Genomic DNA, 22,738 nt, shown 5'->3' with positions numbered 1-22,738 from the left:
GGGAAGGCGGCCTCTCGTACGTGAGGGAGCGGTCAGCCGCGGACCGGCGCCGTGGTGCGGCCACCGATCGCACGGGCGTCGCGCTTGCCTGCGACGTCCTTCCGGAGCTCCTTGGGCAGCGAGAACATGAGGTCCTCCTCCGCCGTCTTGACCTCCTCGACGTCGCCGTAGCCCGCGGCCGCGAGGTCGTCGAGGACCTCGCGCACGAGGACCTCGGGCACCGAGGCGCCGCTGGTGACGCCGACGGTGCGGATGCCCTCGAGCCACTCCTGCTTGATCTCGCTCGCGTAGTCGACGCGGTACGCGGCCTTGGCGCCGTACTCGAGGGCGACCTCGACGAGGCGCACGGAGTTGGAGGAGTTGGCGGATCCGACGACGATCACGAGCTCGGCGTCGGCGGCGACCTTCTTGATCGCGACCTGGCGGTTCTGCGTGGCGTAGCAGATGTCGTCGCTCGGCGGGTCCTGCAGGTTCGGGAAGCGCTCGCGGAGGCGGCGGACCGTCTCCATCGTCTCGTCGACCGAGAGCGTTGTCTGCGAGAGCCAGACGACCTTGTCCGGGTCCTTCACGACGATGGTGTCGACCTCGTCGGGGCTGCCGACCAGGGTCACGTGATCGGGGGCCTCTCCGGCGGTGCCCTCGACCTCCTCGTGGCCCTCGTGGCCGATCAGGAGGATCTCGAAGTCGTCGCGGGCGAAGCGGACGGCCTCGCGGTGCACCTTGGTGACGAGCGGGCAGGTGGCGTCGATCGCCTGCAGACCGCGGTCGGCCGCTCCCTGCACGACGGCGGGCGACACCCCGTGCGCGCTGAAGACGATGTGGGAGCCCTCGGGGACCTCGTCGACCTCGTCGACGAAGATCGCCCCCTGGCTCTCGAGCGTCGAGACGACGTGCACGTTGTGCACGATCTGCTTGCGCACGTAGACCGGGGCGCCGTAGTGCTCGATGGCCTTCTCGACGGCGACGACCGCGCGGTCGACTCCGGCGCAGTAGCCGCGCGGAGCGGCGAGGAGCACGCGCTTCGCGCCGTCGACGGGGACGTCGCGGAGGCGCCCGGTGGCGCGGGGCATGCGCGGCATGGGCAGGCTGATCGAGACTTGACTCACCCCCTGATTCTATGCGCTCGCAGCTGAGCAGGGGCCGATGCGCTGTCGGAGGCATCCCGTACGGTGGTCGACGCGGGAGCGCCCCCGCTCCCCACCGCCCGCCCGAGCGAAGGCACCGATGACAGACGCCCCTCCCACCGCAGAGAACCCCTGGCCGGTCGGCCTGCTCGCGAGCAAGCTCAAGGGCTGGATCGAGCGCCTGGGCACGGCGTGGGTCGAGGGCGAGATCACCCAGTGGGGCGTCTCGGGCGGGAACGTCTACGGCAAGCTGAAGGACGTCTCGGGCGATGCCACTGTCGGCTTCACGATCTGGTCCTCCGTGCGCTCGCGCATCCCGGCCGATCTCGCGCAGGGTGCGCGCGTGATCGCGCTCGTCAAGCCGAACTACTGGCTCAAGGGCGGCACGCTCACCATGCAGGTGTTCGAGATGCGCCACGTCGGCCTCGGCGACCTGCTCGAGAAGCTCGAGCGCCTGCGCCGGCAGCTCGCCTCCGAGGGGCTGTTCGAGCCGGGGCGCAAGAAGCGGCTCCCCTTCCTCCCCCACGGCGTGGGCCTCATCACCGGCAAGGACTCGGACGCCGAGAAGGACGTGCTGCGGAACGCCCAGCTGCGCTGGCCCGCCGTCCGCTTCCGCGTCGTGCACGCGGCGGTGCAGGGCGAGCGCACGGTGGCCGAGGTCACCGCCGCTCTGCGCGTGCTCGACGCCGACGAGGGGATCGACGTCATCGTGATCGCCCGCGGCGGCGGCGATTTCCAGAACCTCCTCGGCTTCAGCGACGAGTCGCTCGTGCGGGCCGTCGCCGCCTGCGCGACCCCGTCGTGAGCGCGATCGGCCACGAGGCCGACCGCCCGCTGCTGGACGACGTCGCCGACCTGCGCGCCTCCACGCCGACCGACGCGGCCAAGCGCGTGGTCCCGGACGTCTCCGACGAGCTCCTCCGGGTGCAGCAGGCGCGACTGCGGATGACCACCCGGGTGAGCGGTCTCGTCTCGCACGAGGTCGACCGGCTCTCGCAGCTGCGCTCCCGGCCCGTCCTCGCGAATCCCCGGGTCCTCGTGGACCAGCGCTCCGAGGAGCTCACCCGCTGGGTCGCCCGCGGGGCCGAGCTCGTGGAGCGGCGGATCGAGCGCGCCCACCTCGAGGTCGAGCGCCTGCACGGGCACCTGCGCGCCCTGTCGCCGCAGCACACGCTCGACCGCGGCTACGCGATCGTGCAGAACGCGTCTGGCCACGTCGTCCGGTCGCCCGGCGACGCCGAGGCGGGCCAGGCGCTCGTCCTGACCCTCGCCGAGGGAGCCGTCGCAGTCCGCTCGGAGGGCCCAGCGGACGATCCCGCCGGTCGCGGCTCGACCCCTCGCCGACCTCCTGCACCGCGCCTCCCCCGCATGCCCCGATCGATAGGATCAACACCATGGCCGACGCCCGCACCGACTCCCCGCTCCCGAGGGACTCGACTCCGACGTCTCCGAGTTCAGCTACGAGCAGGCCCGCGACGAGCTCGTGCGCGTCGTGTCCGAGCTCGAGCAGGGCAGTTCCACCCTGGAGCGCTCCCTGGCGCTCTGGGAGCGCGGCGAGGCTCTCGCGGCGCGGTGCGAGGAGTGGCTGATCGGCGCACGCGCCCGCCTCGAGGCCGCCCGCTCCGGATCGAGTGCCGGATGAGCCGCCGCAAGGAGCCGCGCGTCGTCGCCGAGCTCGGCCGTCCCGAGACGCCCGCCGAGATCGCCGCCCGCAAGGCCGAGAACTCCCGGCTCTACCGCCAGCGCAAGACGGTGAACAACCTCGTCTTCTCGCTTCTCGCCACCGTCGGAGTCGTCGCTCTGATCGTCCTGATCGTCCCGCGCGGCGACGGCACGGAGCGTCCGGCCATCGACGTCCCGCTCGTCGCCTCGCAGCTCCAGCTCGGCGAGACCGAGACGCTCGCCGTGCCCGACATGCCGGAGGGCTGGTCGGCCAACGCCGCCGAGCTCCGCACCGACGGCGGCATCGACTACTGGTACGTCGGCCTGCTGACCCCCGCTCCCGACTCCGGCTACATCGGCGTCAGCCAGGGCTTCGACGCCGACGAGGCGTGGGTCGCCCGCCAGCTCGACCGCGCCGGAGCGACCGGGGTCGAGCAGATCGACGGCCGGGAGTGGACGGTCTACGACCGCCGCGACTCCGGCCAGGACACCGGCAACACCCCGTACGCGCTCGAGACGACCGAGGGCGCCAGCACGTACCTCGTCTACGGCACGGCACCCGTGGAGCGCATCCGCGAGGTCGTCGACGCCGTCTCGCCCCAGATCGGCCAGGAGGAACAGTGACGAACCACGACGACAGCCCGAGAGCGGCGCTCCGCAGACCATCCCGGTGCCGCGCGAGTCGCGCCCGCCCGCCTGGGTGTGGAAGGAGATGCTGCGCGGCAATCAGCGCTTCGTCGCCGGCGAGCCCCGTCACCCCCGCCAGGACGTCGAGCGCCGTGCGGAGCTCGCCTCCGAGCAGCGCCCGCTGGCCGCTCTCTTCGGCTGCAGCGACTCCCGCCTCGCAGCCGAGATCATCTTCGACCTCGGTCTCGGCGACCTCTTCGTCGTCCGCAACGCCGGCCAGGTCATCGCCGACTCGATCCTCGGCTCCCTCGAGTACGCGGTCGCCGTGCTCGGAGTGAAGCTGATCCTCGTCCTCGGGCACGACGAGTGCGGAGCGGTGAAGGCCGCGATCGAGTCGCAGGCACCGGGCGCCCAGCGCCTCCCCCCGCACATCGAGCACCTCATCGAGCCGATCATCCCCGCAGTGCGCCGCGTCGTCGGGCCGCAGCCCGACGGTCGCGTGCTCGTCGACCCTCGGCCACCGACACCCTCGTGGTCGGCCGTGAGCACCTGCGCGACACGGTCGCCGAGATGCTGCAGCGCTCACCCTCATCGCCGATGCGGTCGCCACGGGCGCCCTGGCCGTGGTCGGAGCGAACTACCGGCTGTCGGACGGCACCGTCGTCTCGGACGTCGTGCTCGGCATCGACCCGCCGCAGTTGAGCCCCTACCTCTCGGAGCAGGAGCGAACGCTCAGCCCCCTCCAGTCCGCCGCGTCCTCCGACGCGGCGGTGCCCGGCGCCGAATGACCGGCTCCGGCGAACCGCACCGACGATCAGACAAGGACGAACACAGCGTGGTGGATCACCTCCCGACCGACTCCGGCGAATTCCGCATCGAGCACGACACGATGGGCGAGGTGCGCGTCCCGCGCGATGCCCTCTACGCCGCGCAGACCCAGCGCGCCGTCGAGAACTTCCCGATCTCGGGGCCGGACTCGAGTCCGCCCAGATCAAGGCGCTCGCGCGGATCAAGAAGGCGGCGGCGCTCGCCAACGCCGAGCTGGGCGTGCTCGACGCGGACATCGCCCAGGCGATCGCCGAGGCGGCCGACCTGATCGTGGCCGGCGGCTACGACGAGCACTTCCCGATCGACGTCTACCAGACCGGCTCGGGCACGTCCTCGAACATGAACATGAACGAGGTGCTGAGCAGCCTCGCGACGACGGCGCTGGGCCGCCAGGTCCACCCGAACGACCACGTGAACGCCTCGCAGTCCTCGAACGACGTCTTCCCGACCTCGGTGCACGTCGCCGTCACCGGTGCGCTCATCGAGAGCCTCATCCCTCGCTCGAGCACCTCGCCGAGGCGCTCGAGGCCAAGGCCGAGCTCTGGAGCGAAGCGGTCAAGTCCGGACGCACGCACCTGATGGACGCCACGCCCGTCACCCTCGGCCAGGAGTTCGGCGGCTACGCCGCGCAGATCCGCCTCGGCATCGAGCGGGTGCAGTCGGCACTCCCCCGCGTCGCGGAGGTCCCGCTCGGCGGCACCGCCGTCGGCACCGGCATCAACACGCCTGCCGGATTCCCGCAGAAGGTCATCGCGCGCCTCGCGGAGGAGACCGGGCTGCCCGTCACCGAGGCCCGCAACCACTTCGAGGCCCAGGGCGCCCGCGACTCGCTCGTCGAGGCGTCCGGCGCGCTGCGTGTGCTCGCCGTCAGCCTCACCAAGATCAACAACGACCTGCGCTGGATGGGCTCCGGACCCAACACCGGTCTCGGCGAGCTGCACATCCCCGACCTCCAGCCCGGCTCCTCGATCATGCCCGGGAAGGTGAACCCCGTGATCCCCGAGGCGGTGCTCATGGTCTGCGCCCGGGTCATCGGCAACGACGCCACCATCGCGTGGGCGGGCGCCTCGGGCGCCTTCGAGCTCAACGTCGCCATCCCCGTCATGGGCACGGCGCTCCTGGAATCGATCCGCCTGCTCTCCACGTCGTCCGTCCTGCTCGCGGACAAGACCGTCGACGGGCTCGAGGCGAACCTCGAGCGCGCTCGTGCCCTGGCCGAGTCGTCGCCGTCGATCGTCACTCCGCTGAACAAGGTGATCGGCTACGAGGCCGCCGCCAAGGTCGCGAAGAACTCCGTCGCCAAGGGCATCACGGTCCGCGAGTCCGTCGTCGACCTCGGCTTCGTCGAGCGCGGCGAGGTCACCGAGGAGCAGCTGGATGCGCTGCTGAACGTGATGAGCATGACCCACCCCGGCTGAGTTGTTTGGTCGGCTTTCCGAGGTGGGCGCGTTCCGTAGAGCGTCCTCCGTTCGGCTAGCGCGAAACGCTGGCACGCGCCGGCGTTCTCTTGGTCGTCCCGCGCCCGTGGCGCAGGACGACCCGCAGTCGGCCCTCCGAGGTGGCCGCGTTCCGTAGAGCGTCCTCCGTTCGGCTAGCGCGAAACGCTGGCACGCGTTCCGCACGTTCGCCTCGCGGACCGTCGGCTGGTCGTCCACTGATCTGGGGAATCAGTGGAGGGCGAGGACGAGCCAGAAGGCGGTGAGCTGGAAGGGGCCGAAGGGGATCCGGGAGGAGTCGCCGTGGAGCAGGAACGGCAGGGTCCAGGCGCCGGCCAGGAGGAACGGGAGCAGCACTCCTACGATGACCGCCTCCGGCGGGAGCGCGGAGAGAGGTAGCGCGAGTGCGCTCCCCAGCTTCACATCGCCCATACCCAGGCCGCCCCCCATGTGCAGGGCCCCGAGCACGACGGACGCCGTCAGAGCGGCGAGTGCCGACCGATCCCCGCGCCCCGACAGCATGTCCCCGACCACCGAGGCGGCACCCGCCGCGAGCAGCGGCAGGGTCAGCGCGTTCGGCAGGCGGTGCTCTCGGACATCCCCGAGGACGAGCGGGACCGAGATCGCCGCGATGAGCACCGCGACGGCGAGCGACCCCACGGGCAGAGGCGAGGTCACCGCGACCGCGATCAGCGCACTCGCTCCGAGGGCTGTCGCGGTGAGATCGCGCAGGGGAAGGGTCGCCGACAGCATCCGCAGACCGTAGCCGCCCGCGGACCGATCCCGTCGGCACTCTCCACAGGCGCCGGGTCACTCCGGCGCGGGCACCGGTCCGAGCCAGGCGTTCGCGAAGGTCGAGTGGGCGGACTCGTCGTCGGACGGGTGGAACAGCCCGGCGAGCACGTCCCGGTACAGGCGCGACAGCTCCGAGCTCCGCGAGTAGGCCGAGCCGCCCGCGACCCGCACGGCGCTCTCCACGATCCGCAGCGCTGCCTCCGTCGTGCGGATCTTCACGCCGACGAGGGAGGGTAACCACGCGGCACCGCGGTCGACGAGGGCGTCGACGTCGGCCGCGGCCGAGCGCAGCGGAGCATCCAGGCCGTCGAGCAGGATCGCCGCGTCCGCGATGCGCCAGCGGATGTCCGGGTCGTGCGCGAGGGCGCGTCCGCTCGCTTTCAGCGACGTGCGGCGGTGGGCCGCCTCGACGGCCAGGGCGAGCGCGCGCTGCGCGATGCCGAGGTAGACCGAGGCGATCAGCAGCTCGAACGCCGAGAAGATCGCGAACACCAGCGGATCCGCGTTCGGCCCGACGGGCAGCGAGCGCACCATCCGAGACGCCGGGATGCGCACCCCGTCCAGCACCGTGGTGCGGCTCTGGGTGGCCCGCATGCCGAGCGTGTCCCAGTCGTCGCGCACGCTCAGACCGGCGACGGGGTCCGACGGAGCGTCCCGGTCGATGAAGCCGTGCACGAGCCGGGGCTCGGCTCCGCTGTCGTCCCTGCCGAAGACCCCGAGTCGCGTCCACGCCGGCGAGAGGGAGGTGAAGATCTTGGTGCCCGTGAAGCGATATCCGCCGTCGGGCTGCCGATCCGCGCGGACGAGGGAGTCGAAGAGGACGAGGTCGTTGCCCGGCTCGCTGTTGCCGAAGGCGAAGACGTGCCCCGCGGCGGCGTCCGCGAGCACGTGCTCGAGGGAGGCATCGCCCCGATCGCGGAGAGCCTTCGCCACCCCGGTCCAGACGAGGTGCATGTTCACGGCGAGCGCCGTCGCCGGAGCGGCGGTCGCGAGCCGGGTCTGCTCGGCCGCCGCCTGCTCGAGGCCGAGGCCGCGCCCGCCCAGCTCCTCGGGCACGAGCAGCGCCAGGTAGCCGATCGCGCGGAGCTCCTCGAGGTCGTCGGCGAAGAAGACGTTGCGCTCGTCGTAGTCGGCGGCGCGTAGGCGGAAGCGCTCGAGGAGCGCGTCATCGAGGATGCTCACCCGGGCCACGCTACGCCCGTCGGCCGGCGCTCCCCTCCTCGTGTCGTCCTCGGCTCGCAGAACCGCGTCCGGCGCGCAGGAACCCGAGGATCCTGCGCGCCGGACGCGGCTGAGAGATCGGCTCCTACGCCAGCTCGTTCGACTCCAGCATCTCGGTCACCAGTGCCGCGATCGCCGAGCGCTCGGAGCGCGTGAGCGTGACGTGCGCGAACAGCGGGTGCCCCTTCAGCGTCTCGATCACCGACGCGACTCCGTCGTGCCGGCCGACCCGCAGGTTGTCGCGCTGGGCGACGTCGTGGGTCAACACGACCCGCGAGTTCTGCCCGACCCGCGAGAGGACTGTCAGCAGCACGTTCCGCTCGAGCGACTGGGCCTCGTCCACGATCACGAACGCGTCGTGCAGCGAACGACCGCGGATGTGCGTGAGCGGCAGCACCTCGAGCATCCCGCGCTCGATCACCTCGTCGAGCACGTTCTGCGAGACCAGCGCGCCGAGCGTGTCGAAGACCGCCTGCGCCCACGGGTTCATCTTCTCGGCGGCGTCGCCGGGCAGGAAGCCGAGGTCCTGGCCGCCGACCGCGTACAGCGGACGGAAGACCATGATCTTCTTGTGCTGGCGCTTCTCGAGCACCGCTTCCAGCCCGGCGCAGAGCGCGAGAGCCGACTTGCCGGTGCCGGCGCGGCCGCCGAGCGAGACGATCCCCACCTCCTGGTCGAGGAGCAGGTCGATCGCGAGCCGCTGCTCGGCCGAACGGCCGTGCAGCCCGAAGACGTCGCGGTCCCCGCGCACCAGCGTGATCTGCCGCTTGCCGGTCACCCGAGCGAGAGCGGAGCCCCGGTCCGAGTGGACCACCAGTCCCGTGTTGATGGGGATGCCCTCGACCGCGTCGGTGAAGAGGCGCTCCCGGTCGTAGAACTCGCTCATCGCACCGCCCTCGAGCGTGATGTCGTCCATCCCGGTCCAGCCCGACTCCGGCGCGAGCTCGGCGAGGTACTCCTCGGCGGCGAGACCGATCGACGCGGCCTTCACGCGCATCGGCATGTCCTTGGAGACGACGGTGACGGTCGAGCCCTCGTTCGCCAGGTTCATCGCGACGGCGAGGATCCGAGCGTCGTTGTCGCCCAGCTGCAGCCCGCTGGGCAGGACCGACATGTTCGAGTGGTTGAGCTCGACCCGCAGCGTGCCCCCGTTGCCGACGGCGATCGGGAAGTCGAGGCGCTCGTGCTTGACGCGCAGCTCGTCGAGGTGCCGCAGCGCCTGGCGGGCGAAGTAGCCGATCTCGGGATCGTGGCGCTTGCCCTCGAGCTCGCCGATCACGACGATCGGCAGGACGACCGCGTGCTCCGCGAAGCGGAACATGGCCATCGGGTCCGACAGCAGCACCGACGTGTCGAGCACGTACGTGCGCAGGAGCTGATCGAGGAGCCGGCGGACCCGTGCTGCGCTCGGCGGTGGATGCCGCCCTGCGCTCCGGCCTGCTGGTCCATACCCTGGGGAACTGTCACGACGACTCTCCACACCCCGGGGCTTCGACACCCCCGGCTCACTGTGCGAGCCGGCCATCGGTGCGTTCCCGCACCGCGCAGTTCCCTTCACTGGTCTGCGCGATATCGAGCCGTACTTGTGTGGCCGTCTCGACCAGGCGCTTCACCTGATGTCTCGAACATAACCCCGCGAATGACATCCGTGTGCTTCCCACCGCTACGAATGTGTAACCAGTGTGTGAACGCGCGGCTCCGCTCAGAACGCGGCGCCCGTGCCCGCCGAGACGAGAGCGGCCCGCAGTGCCGCGAGCGTCTCGTCGGTGGTGCCGGCGTGAGCGCTGAAGCGCACGGTTCCGGGGCGCAGCCGCGCCGTCACTCCGTGGACGTCGAGGGACGCGCTCAGGGGTGCGAGCTCCTCGGCGGCCGGCTCGACCACGACGATGCCCGCGCGCTCCCTCTCGTCTCGAGAGCTGATGAGGGCGAGCCCGAACTCGTCGGCGAGGTCGACGATCGCGCTGACCCGCTCGGCGATCCGCGCGGCGATGGCCGTCACTCCCACTGCGGCGATGTCCTCGAGCGCGCCGGCGAAACGCGCCTGGGCGATCGGATCGGGGTTGGTCACGCTGAACGCGCCCGCGCCGGATCGGGGCGGTGCCACCTCGTCCCACGGCTCGACGGCGTCCGCTCCGGTCCATCCGGAGAGCACCGGCGAGAGCCGCTCGAGCGCGCGCTCGCTCAGCGCGAGGAAGCCCGTGCCCCAGCCCGCCCGCACCCACTTCTGCCCGCCGGACACGACGACGTCGGCCGCGGACCAGGTGCGTCGACGACGCCGAACCCCTGGATGGCGTCGACGATCAGGAGGCGATCGCCGATGACGTCGCGCAGGCCCTCGAGATCGGCGAGATGACCCGTGCGGGAGTCGACGAGGCTGACCGCGACCGCCGTCACCTCCGGGGTGAGGTGCTCGCGCACCGCGTCGGGAGTCACCCGGCCCGGCCCGCCCGGCAGCCACACCGGCGTCACGGCTCCCAGCGCCTGCTGGGCGCGCACCGCGGCGAAGGGCAGGCTCGGGAACTCCCCCGCCGACAGCAGCACTCCCCGGTGGCGCCGAACATCGTGTGCAGAAGGCCCGTCGAGGTGTTCGGCTGGAAGACGATCTGCTCGGCCGGGAGGCCGACGAGTCCCGACACGGCGGAGCGGACGCGCGCGTCCTGTGCCGCCAGCTCGCCGAGCGCCCGCCCTGTCTGCAGCAGCCGGGTCGCGGCGTCCTGCTCGGCGACGGCGGTGGCCGAGATCGGACCGATGCGGGCGAAGTCGAGGTATCCCGTCTGCTCCGAGAAGGTGCCGAGGAAGTCGTCGATGCCCAGGGTGCTCGTCGTGCTCATGCCGGCCCTTCCGATGAGTGGTGCAGCGGTGATCAGCTGCCGAAGCGGCGGTGCCGCCCCGCGTAGTCGCGCAGAGCGCGGAGGAAGTCGACCTCGCGGATGTCGGGGCCGAGCGCCTCCATGAAGTAGAACTCGCTGTGCGCGCTCTGCCAGAGCATGAAGTCCGAGAGGCGCTGCTCCCCGGAGGTCCGGATCACGAGGTCCGGATCGGGCTGACCGCTGGTGTAGAGGTGCTCGCCGATGAGCTCGGGGGTGAGCAGCTCGGCGACGTCCTCGATGGAGGACCCGCGCTTGCCGTGCTCGTCGAGGATACTGCGCACGGCCTGGGCGATCTCGTGGCGACCGCCGTAGCCGACCGCGAGGTTCACGTGCAGGCCGGTGTGCCGCGCCGTCCGCTCCTCGGCCGTGTCGAGCGCGGTGATCAGCGACTCCGGCAGACCGTCGTCGGAGCCGACGTGCTGCACCCGCCAGTCGGGCTGCTGCGAGACCTCCTCGGCGAGATCGGCGATGATCGCGATCAGCTCGGTGAGCTCGGAGCTCTCACGGCCGACGAGGTTGTCCTGCGAGAGCAGGTAGAGGGTGACGTGCCGGATGCCGAGCTCGTCGCACCACTGCAGGAACTCGTGCACCTTCGCAGCCCCCGCGCGGTGCCCGTGCGCGGCGGTCTCGAGCGCCCGCTGACGTGCCCACCGACGGTTGCCGTCGATGATCATCGCGACGTGGTTCGGCAGCGTCCCAGGAACGAGGCTCGACCGCAGGCGCTTCTTGTAGACGCCGTAGAGGAGGTCCCTCCCCACAGGCAGTCTCGGCTTCGGCACATCGCTACGGTAGTCGATGCCCGGGGCGCCGAAGGGTCACCGCGTACCGAGCGGCGCTCGGCGGGGTCACCGGAGCGAGCCGTATCCTGAGCCGTATGAGCCACCGGCCGACGCCCCCCGCCCCCGATCCGGCTCGCCGGTCCTCGCCCGCCGGGGACGACGCGGTGGCGCGGGACGACGCCTCAGGACCGGATCTCCCGAACGTCCCGCTCGTCGACGACGAGATCGAGAACGGCGCGGTCCTCGACGCGAAGCCCACCTGGCGCGGCTGGATCCACGCGGGACTGTTCCCGCTCGCGATCGTCGCGGGCGCCGTCCTCGTCGGGGTGGCGGACGGCGCGGCGGCCAAGTGGGCGGCGGTCGTGTTCGCGACCTCCTCGCTGCTCCTCTTCGGGAACTCGGCGCTGTACCACCGCTTCGACTGGCGGCCGAGGACGAAGATGATCCTGAAGCGGATCGATCACGCCAACATCTTCCTGCTCATCGCGGGCACCTACACGCCGCTCGCCGTGCTCGCCCTGCCGCCCGAGCAGGGCACGCTGCTCCTCGTGCTCGTCTGGTCGGGCGCGCTGCTGGGGATCGGCTTCCGGGTCTTCTGGATCTCGGCACCGCGCTGGCTCTACGTGCCGCTCTACCTCCTCCTGGGCTGGGCGGCCGTGATGTACCTCGGACCCCTGCTCGAAGCGAGCGCGACGATGATGGTCCTCGTCATCGTCGGCGGGCTCTGCTACACGGTCGGAGCCGTCGTCTACGGGATCAAGCGGCCCAACCCCGTTCCCGGGGTCTTCGGCTTCCACGAGATCTTCCACGCTCTCACCGCGGTGGCGTTCCTGTGCCACTGGACCGCGGCGCTGCTGATCTCGATCGACCCCGCGTACAACGGGGGCTGAGTCCGCGTCAGCGGTCGGAGGAAGAGCCCCAGGTCGCTCCCGGGCCGCTGCGGCGTCGCGCTCGCGCTCCTCGGCGTCGAGCCGCTCCGCCACCTGCTCGCGGTAGGTCGTCCGGCGCACGCGGCGCACCATGTCCAGGGCGAGGAGCACCGCGGCCACGGCGATCACGAGCATCGTGATGAAGCCGAAGAGACCGGGCGTCACCGTGTCCTCGTTGAAGTCCGGAGCCGGGGACGGGGTCGCGGCGGCGACGCGGGCCAGCGCGAGACCGGCCGCGTCGACGACGGTGGAGACGGCGGCGGGGATCATGCGGGTCCCTCCTTCTGCTCATCGACGGGGTAGGCGACGTCGACTCCGGCGAAGAGATCGGTCTCGGGGGTCGGCGCCTCCACGCGCGACTGCACGAGCTGGAAGTCGTCGGTGGGCCACGCGGCGTCGATCGCCTCGTGCGGGAGGAAGAAGAACGCGTTGTCGGGAGCGACCTGGCTGGCGTGCGCGCGCAGCGCGGCGTCCCTCCGGTCGTGGAACCCCGAGATCAACACCTGGGTCGTCGCGAGGTAGGGCGCGTCGTCCGTCCAGCGCTTCATCTCCTCGAAGGTCGCCAGGCGCGGGTCCTCGGGGTCGAGGGAGCGCAGGTGCTCGGCGATCGCCCGCAGCTTCTGACCGCTGAAGACGCGGTCGTAGTAGAGCTTCGCGACCGACCACGGCTCGCCGAGCCCCGGGTACTCGTCGGGCTCCCCGGCGGCGCGGAACGCCTCCATCGCGACCTGGTGCGCCCGGATGTGGTCCGGGTGCGGGTAGCCGCCGTTCTCGTCGTAGCTGATGATCACGTGCGGCTTGAAGCGGCGGACGAGTCGCACGAGCGGAGCGGACGCCGTCTCGAGCGGGAGCGCCGCGAAGCTCGACGGCGGCACGGAGCCGTCCTCCTCCATGCCGGAGTCGACGAAGCCGAGCCAGGTGTGCTGGACGCCGAGGATCCGCTGAGCCTCGGCCATCTCGAGGCGGCGCAGGCCGCCCATGTCCCGCTCGGCGTGCGCGCGGGCGGCGAGCGCCTCGTTGAGCACGGAGCCGGCCTCGCCCCCGGTGCAGGAGACGACCATCACCTCGGCGCCCCGGTCGGCGTAGGCCGCGAGGGTCGCGGCGCCCTTGCTCGACTCGTCGTCGGGGTGGGCGTGCACGGCGAGGAGGCGCGGGACCTCCCGCACCTCCGAATCGACGGAGACCTCGGCGGCCTGGGACACGATCGCTCGATTCCTCGGGGTTTAATGGGGTCGACGCGGCGGCTCTTCGAGCGCGCGTCGTCCGTCAAGAGTAGACGCAACATCCAGGGAGTTCCGTGGTCGCCCGCACGTCCGACAGCTCCGAGCGGAGCGACGAGATCGCGGAGGGCGCCGAGGGCACCGCTCCCGAGCCGGACGGGTTCCCCGAGGCCGGTCCCCTCGCCTCGCGTTACGGACGCACGCCCCGCACCCGCCGCGGAAACCGCTGGCTGTTCGGCGCCGTCGCTCTGGCCTTCGTCGCCGTCTTCGCCGCCTGGGTGGTCTGGGCGGGTCTGGACAGCGGACGCGACGGCGTCGACGTCCAGGACACGGCGCACCAGGTCGTCGACGACCGCACCGTGACCGTCTCCTTCGACCTCACCGCGCCGGTCGGCACGGAGGTCGCGTGCGCCGTCCAGGCGCTCCAACGAGCAGTCCGCCGTAGTGGGCTGGCTCGTCGTCGAATACCCCGCCTCGGACGACCGCTTCCGCTCCTTCACCGAGACCGTGCGCACCACCGAGCTCGCGAACACAGGTTTGATCTCGTCCTGCTGGCTCCCGTAGGGTTGCCGGGTGCCCTGACGGACTCGTCGGGGCCTTGTCTTTTCCCGCCGCCGCCGGGCGCCGGGCGGAACGGACGACGGGGTGCGAGCTCCTCGGCCCGCCGCTCGGACGCGCTGCACGCGGCAGTCACGTGAGGAGCCCACCATGGCCGACCAGCCTCAGGTCACCTGGATGACCCAGGAGTCGTACGACCGCCTCCAGGCGGAGCTGAACGAGCTGTCCACCGCCGGACGCGAGGAGATCGCGAAGCGGATCGAGGTCGCTCGCGAGGAGGGCGATCTCAAGGAGAACGGCGGCTACCACGCCGCCAAGGACGAGCAGGGCAAGATCGAGGCGCGCATCAGGCAGCTGACCTCGCTGCTGCGCGAGGCCGAGATCGGCACGCCCCCCGAGAGCCACGGAGTGGTCGAGGCCGGCACGATCATCACCGCCGAGATCGCGGGCGACGAGTCGCGCTTCCTGCTCGGCAACCGCGAGATGGCGGGCGAGAGCGACCTCGACGTCTACAGCCCCCAGAGCCCGCTCGGCTCGGCGATCATGGGCCTGAAGCTCGACGACTCGACCAGCTTCGAGGCTCCCAACGGCCGGACCATCACGGTCCGGATCGTGAACGTCGAGACCTGGAACGGCCACTGATCGTCCTCCGGTCGCCCGTCCGCGGTGTTGTCGTCCGTCGCCGTACCTGACGGTACGACTCCCTCCTCCGCCTCGCGGACGCGGTGTTGTCGTCGATCGCCGCACCTGACGGTACGACTCCCTCCTCCGCCTCGCGGACGCGGTGTTGTCGTCGATCGCCGCACCTGACGGTACGACTCCCTCCTCCGCCTCGCGGACGGACGACCGGGTAACGATCCGCCGACCGAGACGCCACCTGTGAGGCCCCGGAGGCGCCGGCGGGTGGCGTCTTCCGTCGGCGCAGGTCAGTTCTGAGACACCCTGGGCTCGTAGCCGGCGTCGCGGAGGACCTGGAGGACGCGCTCGGCGTGCTCGGGTCCGCGGGTCTCGACGCTGATCTCGAGCTCGACCTCGCTGATCTGCAGGCCCCGCCCGTGCCGGGTGTTCAGCACCTCGACGACGTTCGCGTTCGCCTCCGAGATCAGCTCCGAGATGCGGGCGAGCTGGCCCGGGCGGTCCGGCAGCCCGATGCTCATCTTGAGGTAGCGCTCCGACGCGGCGAGTCCGCGGCTGATCACGCGCTCCATCATGAGCGGGTCGATGTTGCCGCCCGAGAGGATCACGGCGGTCGGTCCAGCATCGCGGATCTTCCCGGTGAGGATCGCGGCGATGCCGACCGCGCCGGCGGGCTCGACGACGAGCTTCGCGCGCTCGAGCAGGACCAGAAGGGCGCGGGCGATGTCGTCGTCCTCGACCGTGACGACCTCGTCGACGACGTCGCGGATGATCTCGAAGTTGAGCGTCCCGGGCATCGCCACCGCGATGCCGTCCGCGATCGTCGGAGTGATCGTGATGAGCGTCGGCTCGCCGCTCGCGAGAGACAGCGGTGCAGGGCCGCGTTCGCCGCCTGCACCCCGATGACGCGCAGGGTGCGCCCCTCGCGGGCCGCCTTCTGCTTGGCGGCCGAGGCGACGCCCGCGATCAGACCGCCGCCTCCGATCGGCACGACGATCGTCTCGACGCCCGGAGCCTGCTCGAGGATCTCGAGGCCGATGGTCCCCTGCCCCGTGACGACGTCGGGGTGGTCGAACGGCGGGATGAAGACCGCTCCGGTGCGCTCGGCGAACTCGATCGCGGCCGCGAGGGCCTCGTTGAAGATGTGGCCGCTCAGCACGACGTCCGCGCCGTAGTCGCGGGTCGCGGCCAGCTTGGGCAGGGCGACTCCGATGGGCATGAAGATGGTGGCGTCGATGCCGAGCTCGCGGGCGGCGTAGGCCACGCCCTGCGCGTGATTGCCGGCCGAGGCCGCCACGACGCCGCGTGCGCGCTCCTCGGGCGAGAGGCGCGACATCCGGAACACCGCTCCGCGGATCTTATAGGAGCCCGTGCGCTGCAGGTTCTCGCACTTGAGGAAGACGGGCGAGCCCAGCACCTGGGCGAGGAAGGTGCTCGTCTCCATGGGGGTGTTCGCGATCACGGGGGCGATCACGCTGCGGGCCTCCTCGAACTCGAGGAGGGACGGTCCGACGACGCGGCTAGTCTGCATGCTCTGCGGCAACTTTCTCGGGGGTTCGGGTGGGCGAGCGCCAGGCACCGCTCGCGACGTAGTTGACCATGACGTTGAGGGTCGCGACGAAGGGGACCGCGAAGAAGGCACCGGCGATGCCCGCGACGATGGAGCCGCCGGCGACCGCGAGGACGACCGCCAGGGGGTGGATCTTGATCGCCGATCCCATCACGAGCGGCTGGAGGATGTGCCCCTCCAGCTGCTGCACGCCGAGGACGACGATCAGCAGGATCAGGGCGATGAGCGGACCGTTGTAGACGAGGGCGATGAAGACCGCGAGAGCTCCGGTCGCCACCGCGCCGATCACGGGCACGAAGGAGCCCAGGAACACGAGGACGCCGATCGGGATGGCCAGCGGCACCCCGAGGAGTGCGGCGCCGACGCCGATGCCGACGGCGTCGATGAACGCGACGAAGATCTGCACCTTCACGAAGTTGGTGAGGGTGACCCAGCCGGCGCGTCCCGCGCCGTCGACGGCGGGGCGCGCGCGGTGCGGGAAGAGGCGCACGACCCAGCGCCAGATGTTCGGGCCGTCGATGAGGATGAACAGGGTCGAGAAGAGGGTCAGCAGCACGCCGGTGAGCACGTGGCCGATCGTCGATCCGACGCTGAGGGCCCCGCTGACGAGCATCCCCGAGTCCTGCTGCAGAGCAGTGAGCGCCTGCTGCGCGTACTGGTTGATCTCGCCCTCGGTGAGGTGCAGCGGCGACTCGAGGAGCCAGGCCTTGAGGTCGTCGTAGGACTCGACCGTCTGGCGGCTGAGATCGTCGAAGCCCTGGTACACCTGCGTGACCACCAGGAAGAGCAGCCCGCCGATGATCACGATGATGCCGAGCTCGGCGACCGTGATCGCGAGCCACTTGGGCCACCGGTGCCGCTGGAGGAAGCCCGAGAACGGCACGAGGAGCGCGGCGATGACGATCGCGACCAGAAGCGGGATGACGATGAGACGCAGCTCGATGATCAGGAGCGCCAGCACCGCGAGGGCGGCGACGACCACGAGGACGCGCCACGCCCAAGCCCCGGCGATGCGCATCCCGTCGCTCACGAAGGCCGAGTCGGGACCCGGACGGGACGTCCCCGGCACGCGCTGAACGGGCGGCGGCGCGGTGTCGACGACGCGGGGGCCGGAGGAGCGGCGGGACCTGCCGAGTCTCATCTGCCCAGACTAGGCCCCGGTGCATTCCGAGGCGGTATCGACTGCGAGGACTCAGGAGGAGGCCCTCACGGCCACCGGGCGGGACGGTGCGGAGTCGCCGTCGATCATGATCGGCCCCCGCGGCCCCGCGCCGGGAACCGGTGGGGAACGCCGGGCGGCGTCCGCAGACGATGTCGGAGGCCTTCGCTAGCGTGGTCGGACCATGACCGAGCAGCTCTCCCCCGCCCTCGCGCGCCGCATCGCCCTCGCCGCGCAGGGCTTCGGAGCGCCGCGGCCGCCGCGCGTCGGCACGCGGCAGATCGTCCAGGCCGTCGACCGCATCCGGCCCCTGCAGCTCGACTCGGTCAACGTCTTCGAGCGGAGCCACTACCTGCCGCTGCTCGCGCGCCTGGGACCGTACGACCGGGCCCTGCTCGACGCCGTCGCCTTCACGCCGAGAGGGCACTACCTCGAGTACTGGGCGCACGAGGCCGCGCTGATCCGCCGGGCCGACGTCCCGCTCTACCGCTGGCGGATGGAGCACTACCGCCGCACCGCGCTCCCCGAGCACGAGGGGTGGGCCGCCGAGAACAGGTCCACGCTCGACTGGCTGAGGGCGGCTCTGGCCGACGGGCCCCTGCGCGCCTCCGAGATCGAGCACGAGTCGAACACCCGCACGGGCCCGTGGTGGGGCTGGTCCGACATCAAGCGCGGCCTCGAGGTGCTCTTCCGCTGGGGCGAGGTGGTGAGCGCCGGCCGGACCCGGTTCGAGCGCTCCTACGCCCTCGCCGATCGGATGCTGCCGCGCGAGGTCCTCGAGACCGAGGTCTCCGAGCAGGACGCCGTCCGCGAGCTCGTGCGCCGCTCGGCCGTCGCCCACGGCATCGGCACGCTCGGCGACCTCGCCGACTACCACCGTCTGCGGCAGGCACCGGCGCTCGCCGCGGTCCGCGACCTCGTCGACTCCGGAGAGCTCGTCCCCGTGGAGGTGCGCGGGTGGGAGCGATCCGGTCGCCCGATGGCCCTCTGGCGCCACACCGCCGCCCGACGGCCGCGCACGCTGCGAGCCGACGCGCTGCTCTCCCCCTTCGATCCCCTCGTCTGGCATCGCCCGAGAGCCGAGCTGCTCTTCGGCTTCCACTACCGGATCGAGATCTACACGCCCGCCGAGAAGCGCGTGCACGGGTACTACGTCCTCCCGGTGCTGCTCGACGACGTCCTCGCCGCCCGGGTCGACCTCAAGAGCGACCGGCAGAGGAGGGTGCTGCGGGTGCAGGCCGCGTGGCTCGAGCCCGGCGCCCCCGCCGACACGGCCGAGCGGCTCGCCGTGCTCCTCGTCGAGGCCGCGGCCTGGCAGGGGCTCGAGGGCGTCGAGGTCGTCGAGCGGGGCACGCTCGCGACGGCGCTGCTCGCCGCGCTCCGCACCGGGCACGCGGATGTCCTAGCGTGAGCGGCATGGTGGACGAACGCTCCGGATCGATCGCGCTCGCCCTCTCCGAGAAGTGCGTGGGGCTCCTCCTCGAGCGCGGCACGGTGAAAGGCGTCAGCTCGATCGACCTCGCGCACGCCGCCGGCATCTCGCTCCGGACCTTCCACCGCTACCTCGGCGGCAAGGAGGACTGCGTGCGGCCCGTGCTCTACGCGGCCATCGCGGCGATGGGCCGCGAGCTCCTCGCGCGCCCCGCCGACGAGCCGCTGCACCGCGCCCTCGGCGCCGCCTTCGCCGCCGCCGCGTCCGGGCCGCAGCTCGATCGCACGCTCCGGCTGATCCCGCTGCTCACCGAGACCCCCGCCATGCGCGCGGTCTGGGCGCAGTCCCTCCACGACGGCGAGGCGGCCCTCACCCCCTCGATCGCCGAGCGGATGGGGATGGAGCCCGAGGAGACCCCCCGGGCGGCGGTCCTCGCCACGGTCGTGATGGCGCTGGTGCGCCGAGCGCTCGTCGACGCCGTCGCCACCGGAGTCGATCCCGCGCCCGTGTTCGACGAGTACCTGACGACGCTCGGCGGCGGACCGCTCGCCGCGCCGACCGGGCGCTGAGGCCGCCGCACGGCCCCGCTCAGGCGGCGGTCACCGGCCTCCGCATGGGGAGCTCCAGAACTGGACGCGCGGCGGCTCCGAGATCGCGGCGAGGTTGTCCACCTCGAAGAAGTCCCGCTCCGAGAAGCCGAGCCGCCGCGAGAAGAGCGTGTTGGGGAACACCTTCACCTTGGTGTTCATCTCGCGCACGCCGCCGTTGTAGAACCGGCGGGCCGACTGGATCTTGTCCTCGGAATCGACGAGCTCGCCCTGGAGCTGGAGGAAGTTCTGGCTCGCCTGCAGCTGCGGGTACGCCTCCGCGACGGCGAAGATCGACTTGAGCGCCTTCTGCATGTGGTCCTCGGCGACGGACGCCTCCGCCGGCCCCTGGGCGGACAGCGTCTCGGCCCGGGCGCGCGTCACCTGCTCGAACACCTGGCGCTCGTGGGAGGCGTAGCCCTTCACCGAGTCGATGACGTTCGGGATCAGATCCGCGCGCCGCTTCAGCTGAACGGTGATGTCGCTCCACGCCTCGTCGACCCGGACATTCAGGGTGACCAGGGAGTTGTAGGTCGCCCAGAGGTAGATCCCGAGGATCACCACGAGGGCCACGACGACGATGAGCGGGACCAGCCATTCCATGCCGACAAGTGTAGGGAACACGGGTCGGCCGCTCTCACGGGCACGGCGCTTTCGCAGTGTCCGTGAGGACGTCTACTTCAGCGTCTTCTGCAGCAGCACCGTGCTGAGCCAGCGGTTGAACTTGAAGCCGACCCGGCCCATCCGCCCCACCTCGACGAAGCCGTACTGCGCGTGCATCGCCAGCGACGCCTCCGCGCCCTTGTCGGCGATCACGGCCATGATCTGCCGGATGCCCACGGCCTTCGCCCGCTCCAGGAGCTCGGTCATCAGCGCCTTGCCCAGGCCCTTGCCGGTGGAGGCCGCGCGGAGGTAGATCGAGTTCTCGACCGTGAAGCCGGTACGCGCGCTTCGAGGACCACGGCGAGACCATCGCGTAGCCGAGGATCTGGCCCGACGGCGACACCGCGACGATGAAGGGCAGCCCGAGCTTCTGGTTCCTGGTGAACTTCGAGCGCCACTCCTGGATCGTGGAGTCGTCCTCGTCGAACGTCACGACGGTGTTGCGCACGTAGTGGTTGTAGATCTCGCGGATGTCGGGGAGGTCCTCCTCGCGCGCCTCGCGGATCTCGTACGAGAAGTCGGGCTCGGGCGGAGGCGTCCTCCGCAGGTGCGGCGGCAGGACGCGTCGCTGCTCGTACTCTTCCTCAAGCATGGGGGTCCCTCCGTCGATCCGGGCCGCTCGCGCGGACAGCGTCCAGCGTATCGGCGCACCGCCCGGCCCTGCGGCGCGGCCGCTCACTCCGCCAGGCTCCAGTCGACCGGCTCGGCGCCGCGCTCGACGAGCAGCGCGTTCGCCCGGCTGAAGGGGCGCGAGCCGAAGAAGCCCCGCGAGGCCGACAGGGGGCTCGGATGGGCGCTCTCGACGATCCCCGCGTCGCCGAGGAGCGGGCGGAGGTTCGCCGCGTCCCTCCCCCAGAGGATCGCGACGAGGGGAGCGTCCCGTGCCGCGAGCGTCCGGATCGCGTGCTCGGTGACCGCCTCCCAGCCCTTCCCGCGGTGCGACGCGGGCGCACCGGGAGCGACGGTCAGGACGCGGTTGAGCAGCATCACGCCGCTGCTGGTCCAGGCGCCGAGGTCGCCGTGCTCGGGAGGAGCGACGCCGAGGTCGTCGCGCAGCTCGCGGTAGATGTTCTGAAGGCTCCGCGGCACCGGGCGGACGTGCCGCTCGACCGCGAAGGAGAGCCCGATCGGGTGCCCCGGCGTCGGGTACGGGTCCTGGCCGACGATGAGCACGCGCACGTCGGCGAGCGGTGCGCGGAAGGCCCGGAGCACGTCCGCCCCGCGGGCAGGTAGTGCCGGCCTGCGGCCACCTCGGCGCGCAGGAAGTCGCCCATCGCGGCGATGTCGGGGCCCACCGGCGCCAGCGCCGATGCCCAGCCCGCGTCGATCAGGCCGGCGCCCGCCAGCTCCTGCAGATCCACGGGTCAGCTCGCGGCGAGCGTGGCCACGAGCACCCCGGTCTCGCCGGCGCTCGCGCGCCAGACGGACCCGGCACCCGAGACGCGCAGGGCTCCTGTGCCGACCGTCAGAGCGGTCGACTCGTCGATCGCGACCCCGCCGTCGACGAGGCCGGCCTCGACTGCGGCCACGAGGCGGCCGAGGGTGCCCCACTGCGCGGCGTGCACGTCGATCGAGACGTCGACCAGGCCGATGCCTTCGAGCACCGTCACCTCGTCGAGCTCCTCCGCGGCGTCCTCGGGCGCCACGACGACGCCGCCGATCCGGGATCCGCCGACGATCGCCCGGTCGGCCGCGATGGCGGCGCCGGCCGAGAACCCGGCGTAGGGAGTACCGGAGGAGACCAGGTCGCGCAGGCGCTCGAAGGAGTCCTCGAGGGCGTCGCGGTACGCGGGGTGAGCCCGCCGCCGACGAAGATCCCGTCGACCTCGTCGAAGACGGACGGATCGATCCGGCCGCCCTCGGGCTTGAGCACGGCGACCGGCTCGATCGGGCCGACCGATGCGAGCGTCGCCGCGTATCCGGAGTAGGCCTCGGGCCCCAGACCGTCGTGCACCACGACGATCGCGATGCGCGGGCCCTCGATCCGACCGGCGTCGACGGCGCGGGCGCGCGCCTCCGCCAGGAAGGCGCCGTAGAGGTCGGAGTCGTGCTCCGGCCCGCCTCCGCCGCCGATGAGGTGGACGCTCATTCGCCGTCCTCCGCGAGAGCGCCGTCGACCGGAGGGAGGGCCGACCAGGGGAAGACGATCCAGCGCGGGGTGCGGCGCCAGAAGAAGTCCGGCTCGAGGACGGTGCGGGGCTTCGTGTAGAGCGTGACGGTGCGGACCTCGGCACCCATGGCCTCGATCAGCTTCACCGACAGGGCGAGCGTGTGGCCGGAGTCGGACACGTCGTCGACGAGCAGGACCCGCTTGCCGCGGACCGAGGCCTCGTCCAGGAGCGGAGGGAGCACGACGGGGGCGGCGAGCCGCGCCTCGACGCCGGTGTAGAACTCGACGTTCAGCGCCCCGCAGCTCTTGATGCCGAGGGCGTACGCCACGGCTCCGGCGAGCAGCAGACCGCCGCGGGCGATGGCGACGACCAGCTCGGGCCGATAGCCCGTGGCGACGACGTCGTCCGCGAGATGCCGCGCGGCGTCGCCGAACTCGAGCCAGCCGAGGACCTCCTTCTCCGTGGCGGCGAGGAGGGCGGCGGAGTCGTCGGCGTCGGAAACCATGAGGGACAGGCTAGAGCGTCGCGCGC

Annotated in this window: 21 protein-coding genes and 7 pseudogenes; 10 read left to right on the top strand and 18 right to left on the bottom strand. The window is 71.7% G+C overall.

Annotated features, from left to right (window positions below):
- Nucleotides 1-32: 32 nt before the first annotated feature.
- Nucleotides 33-1,079 (bottom strand): 4-hydroxy-3-methylbut-2-enyl diphosphate reductase, encoded by a 1,047-nt coding sequence (locus AC0CII_RS02295; RefSeq protein ID WP_207404909.1) that lies wholly within the window; start codon nucleotides 1,077-1,079, stop codon nucleotides 33-35.
- 145 nt (nucleotides 1,080-1,224) lie between these two features.
- On the opposite strand from AC0CII_RS02295, the pseudogene xseA reads away from it, so the two are divergent.
- From xseA to AC0CII_RS02270, 5 genes and pseudogenes are all read left to right on the top strand, one after another.
- Nucleotides 1,225-2,480 (top strand): annotated as a pseudogene (gene xseA / locus AC0CII_RS02290) (exodeoxyribonuclease VII large subunit); the annotation flags it as partial.
- An 82-nt stretch (nucleotides 2,481-2,562) separates the two neighbouring features.
- A pseudogene (locus AC0CII_RS02285) lies at nucleotides 2,563-2,766 on the top strand (exodeoxyribonuclease VII small subunit); the annotation flags it as partial.
- Nucleotides 2,763-3,410, top strand: a complete 648-nt coding sequence (locus AC0CII_RS02280) for a DUF4245 domain-containing protein (protein ID WP_465225501.1) — start codon at nucleotides 2,763-2,765, stop codon at nucleotides 3,408-3,410. The pseudogene AC0CII_RS02285 and the gene AC0CII_RS02280, both read left to right, overlap by 4 nt.
- An 88-nt stretch (nucleotides 3,411-3,498) precedes the next feature.
- A pseudogene (locus AC0CII_RS02275) lies at nucleotides 3,499-4,201 on the top strand (carbonic anhydrase).
- A gap of 101 nt (nucleotides 4,202-4,302) precedes the next feature.
- A pseudogene (locus tag AC0CII_RS02270) lies at nucleotides 4,303-5,659 on the top strand (class II fumarate hydratase).
- 249 nt (nucleotides 5,660-5,908) lie between these two features.
- Here the strand turns inward: AC0CII_RS02270 and AC0CII_RS02265 are convergent.
- The 7 genes from AC0CII_RS02265 to AC0CII_RS02235 form a co-directional block, all read right to left on the bottom strand.
- Nucleotides 5,909-6,430 carry a prepilin peptidase gene (locus AC0CII_RS02265; protein WP_465225499.1) on the bottom strand — a complete coding sequence of 174 codons (522 nt, stop codon included), beginning with the start codon at nucleotides 6,428-6,430 and terminating at the stop codon, nucleotides 5,909-5,911.
- Between the two features lie 57 nt (nucleotides 6,431-6,487).
- The gene (locus tag AC0CII_RS02260; RefSeq protein ID WP_465228560.1) at nucleotides 6,488-7,663 is read right to left on the bottom strand and encodes an acyl-CoA dehydrogenase family protein; all 1,176 of its coding nucleotides are present in this window, start codon (nucleotides 7,661-7,663) and stop codon (nucleotides 6,488-6,490) included.
- A gap of 115 nt (nucleotides 7,664-7,778) precedes the next feature.
- On the bottom strand, nucleotides 7,779-9,218 hold the full coding sequence (locus tag AC0CII_RS02255; RefSeq protein ID WP_465228559.1) for a PhoH family protein: 1,440 nt from the start codon (nucleotides 9,216-9,218) through the stop codon (nucleotides 7,779-7,781).
- Between the two features lie 177 nt (nucleotides 9,219-9,395).
- Nucleotides 9,396-9,932: an aminotransferase class V-fold PLP-dependent enzyme gene (locus AC0CII_RS02250; RefSeq protein WP_465228558.1), complete on the bottom strand. Its 537-nt coding sequence runs from the start codon at nucleotides 9,930-9,932 to the stop codon at nucleotides 9,396-9,398.
- Nucleotides 9,875-10,189, bottom strand: coding sequence for a hypothetical protein (locus AC0CII_RS02245; protein WP_465228557.1), 315 nt, complete (start codon nucleotides 10,187-10,189; stop codon nucleotides 9,875-9,877). Before AC0CII_RS02245 ends, AC0CII_RS02250 begins: the two co-directional genes overlap by 58 nt.
- Nucleotides 10,159-10,524, bottom strand: coding sequence for a hypothetical protein (locus tag AC0CII_RS02240; RefSeq protein ID WP_465228556.1), 366 nt, complete (start codon nucleotides 10,522-10,524; stop codon nucleotides 10,159-10,161). Before AC0CII_RS02240 ends, AC0CII_RS02245 begins: the two co-directional genes overlap by 31 nt.
- A gap of 32 nt (nucleotides 10,525-10,556) precedes the next feature.
- On the bottom strand, nucleotides 10,557-11,321 hold the full coding sequence (locus tag AC0CII_RS02235) for an isoprenyl transferase (protein ID WP_307786127.1): 765 nt from the start codon (nucleotides 11,319-11,321) through the stop codon (nucleotides 10,557-10,559).
- A gap of 116 nt (nucleotides 11,322-11,437) precedes the next feature.
- Between AC0CII_RS02235 and trhA the strand changes: the two genes are divergently transcribed.
- A complete protein-coding gene (gene trhA, locus AC0CII_RS02230) occupies nucleotides 11,438-12,232 on the top strand; it encodes a PAQR family membrane homeostasis protein TrhA (RefSeq protein WP_465225496.1) in 795 nt (264 codons plus the stop codon).
- Between the two features lie 7 nt (nucleotides 12,233-12,239).
- Here the strand turns inward: trhA and AC0CII_RS02225 are convergent, their stop codons facing one another.
- Together AC0CII_RS02225 and mca are read right to left on the bottom strand one after the other, a co-directional pair.
- Complete coding sequence (locus AC0CII_RS02225) at nucleotides 12,240-12,563, bottom strand: hypothetical protein (protein WP_465228555.1); 324 nt, start codon at nucleotides 12,561-12,563, stop codon at nucleotides 12,240-12,242.
- Nucleotides 12,538-13,437 carry a mycothiol conjugate amidase Mca gene (gene mca / locus AC0CII_RS02220; RefSeq protein WP_465228554.1) on the bottom strand — a complete coding sequence of 300 codons (900 nt, stop codon included), beginning with the start codon at nucleotides 13,435-13,437 and terminating at the stop codon, nucleotides 12,538-12,540. Before mca ends, AC0CII_RS02225 begins: the two co-directional genes overlap by 26 nt.
- 131 nt (nucleotides 13,438-13,568) lie before the next feature.
- Between mca and AC0CII_RS02215 the strand changes: the two genes are divergently transcribed.
- Entirely contained in the window at nucleotides 13,569-14,189 is a 621-nt protein-coding gene (locus AC0CII_RS02215; protein WP_465228553.1) for a DUF4307 domain-containing protein, read from the top strand.
- A gap of 10 nt (nucleotides 14,190-14,199) precedes the next feature.
- The gene (greA, locus tag AC0CII_RS02210; protein ID WP_207404859.1) at nucleotides 14,200-14,691 is read left to right on the top strand and encodes a transcription elongation factor GreA; all 492 of its coding nucleotides are present in this window, start codon (nucleotides 14,200-14,202) and stop codon (nucleotides 14,689-14,691) included.
- A gap of 284 nt (nucleotides 14,692-14,975) precedes the next feature.
- Here the strand turns inward: greA and ilvA are convergent.
- A pseudogene (ilvA, locus tag AC0CII_RS02205) lies at nucleotides 14,976-16,216 on the bottom strand (threonine ammonia-lyase).
- Nucleotides 16,206-17,396, bottom strand: a complete 1,191-nt coding sequence (locus AC0CII_RS02200) for an AI-2E family transporter (protein WP_465225492.1) — start codon at nucleotides 17,394-17,396, stop codon at nucleotides 16,206-16,208. The pseudogene ilvA and the gene AC0CII_RS02200 overlap by 11 nt, the downstream one beginning before the upstream one ends.
- A gap of 202 nt (nucleotides 17,397-17,598) precedes the next feature.
- On the opposite strand from AC0CII_RS02200, the gene AC0CII_RS02195 reads away from it, so the two are divergent.
- Entirely contained in the window at nucleotides 17,599-18,825 is a 1,227-nt protein-coding gene (locus AC0CII_RS02195; RefSeq protein ID WP_465228552.1) for a winged helix-turn-helix domain-containing protein, read from the top strand.
- Nucleotides 18,826-18,830: 5 nt separating this feature from the next.
- Entirely contained in the window at nucleotides 18,831-19,415 is a 585-nt protein-coding gene (locus tag AC0CII_RS02190) for a TetR/AcrR family transcriptional regulator (RefSeq protein WP_465225491.1), read from the top strand.
- Between the two features lie 30 nt (nucleotides 19,416-19,445).
- Here the strand turns inward: AC0CII_RS02190 and AC0CII_RS02185 are convergent, their stop codons facing one another.
- The 6 genes and pseudogenes from AC0CII_RS02185 to AC0CII_RS02160 all read right to left on the bottom strand — a co-directional run bounded on the left by AC0CII_RS02185 (nucleotide 19,446) and on the right by AC0CII_RS02160 (nucleotide 22,712).
- Nucleotides 19,446-20,036: a LemA family protein gene (locus AC0CII_RS02185; protein ID WP_465228551.1), complete on the bottom strand. Its 591-nt coding sequence runs from the start codon at nucleotides 20,034-20,036 to the stop codon at nucleotides 19,446-19,448.
- 72 nt (nucleotides 20,037-20,108) lie between these two features.
- Nucleotides 20,109-20,688 (bottom strand): annotated as a pseudogene (locus AC0CII_RS02180) (N-acetyltransferase family protein).
- 83 nt (nucleotides 20,689-20,771) lie between these two features.
- A pseudogene (locus AC0CII_RS02175) lies at nucleotides 20,772-21,457 on the bottom strand (uracil-DNA glycosylase).
- A 3-nt stretch (nucleotides 21,458-21,460) separates the two neighbouring features.
- Complete coding sequence (locus AC0CII_RS02170) at nucleotides 21,461-21,706, bottom strand: hypothetical protein (protein ID WP_465228550.1); 246 nt, start codon at nucleotides 21,704-21,706, stop codon at nucleotides 21,461-21,463.
- Nucleotides 21,703-22,185: a type 1 glutamine amidotransferase family protein gene (locus AC0CII_RS02165; RefSeq protein WP_465228549.1), complete on the bottom strand. Its 483-nt coding sequence runs from the start codon at nucleotides 22,183-22,185 to the stop codon at nucleotides 21,703-21,705. The genes AC0CII_RS02170 and AC0CII_RS02165 overlap by 4 nt, the downstream gene beginning before the upstream one ends.
- Nucleotides 22,182-22,712 carry a phosphoribosyltransferase gene (locus AC0CII_RS02160; protein WP_207404886.1) on the bottom strand — a complete coding sequence of 177 codons (531 nt, stop codon included), beginning with the start codon at nucleotides 22,710-22,712 and terminating at the stop codon, nucleotides 22,182-22,184. Before AC0CII_RS02160 ends, AC0CII_RS02165 begins: the two co-directional genes overlap by 4 nt.
- Nucleotides 22,713-22,738 lie beyond the last annotated feature (26 nt).

Source organism: Rathayibacter sp. AC182 (assembly GCF_979253875.1).
The sequence above is the reverse complement of the archived record's forward strand: the minus strand, read 5'-3'. Positions and strand labels throughout refer to the sequence as shown.

Excerpts from the sequence above, each read along its gene's own strand:
- AC0CII_RS02295 (WP_207404909.1), bottom strand. The coding sequence starts at position 1,079 with ATGCCGCGCATGCCCCGCGCCACCGGGCGCCTCCGCGACGTCCCCGTC.
- AC0CII_RS02280 (WP_465225501.1), top strand. The coding sequence starts at position 2,763 with ATGAGCCGCCGCAAGGAGCCGCGCGTCGTCGCCGAGCTCGGCCGTCCC.
- AC0CII_RS02265 (WP_465225499.1), bottom strand. The coding sequence starts at position 6,430 with ATGCTGTCGGCGACCCTTCCCCTGCGCGATCTCACCGCGACAGCCCTC.
- AC0CII_RS02255 (WP_465228559.1), bottom strand. The coding sequence starts at position 9,218 with ATGGCCGGCTCGCACAGTGAGCCGGGGGTGTCGAAGCCCCGGGGTGTG.
- AC0CII_RS02240 (WP_465228556.1), bottom strand. The coding sequence starts at position 10,524 with ATGAGCACGACGAGCACCCTGGGCATCGACGACTTCCTCGGCACCTTC.
- trhA (WP_465225496.1), top strand. The coding sequence starts at position 11,438 with ATGAGCCACCGGCCGACGCCCCCCGCCCCCGATCCGGCTCGCCGGTCC.
- AC0CII_RS02225 (WP_465228555.1), bottom strand. The coding sequence starts at position 12,563 with ATGAGCAGAAGGAGGGACCCGCATGATCCCCGCCGCCGTCTCCACCGT.
- greA (WP_207404859.1), top strand. The coding sequence starts at position 14,200 with ATGGCCGACCAGCCTCAGGTCACCTGGATGACCCAGGAGTCGTACGAC.
- AC0CII_RS02200 (WP_465225492.1), bottom strand. The coding sequence starts at position 17,396 with ATGAGACTCGGCAGGTCCCGCCGCTCCTCCGGCCCCCGCGTCGTCGAC.
- AC0CII_RS02195 (WP_465228552.1), top strand. The coding sequence starts at position 17,599 with ATGACCGAGCAGCTCTCCCCCGCCCTCGCGCGCCGCATCGCCCTCGCC.
- AC0CII_RS02190 (WP_465225491.1), top strand. The coding sequence starts at position 18,831 with ATGGTGGACGAACGCTCCGGATCGATCGCGCTCGCCCTCTCCGAGAAG.
- AC0CII_RS02185 (WP_465228551.1), bottom strand. The coding sequence starts at position 20,036 with ATGGAATGGCTGGTCCCGCTCATCGTCGTCGTGGCCCTCGTGGTGATC.
- AC0CII_RS02165 (WP_465228549.1), bottom strand. The coding sequence starts at position 22,185 with ATGAGCGTCCACCTCATCGGCGGCGGAGGCGGGCCGGAGCACGACTCC.
- AC0CII_RS02160 (WP_207404886.1), bottom strand. The coding sequence starts at position 22,712 with ATGGTTTCCGACGCCGACGACTCCGCCGCCCTCCTCGCCGCCACGGAG.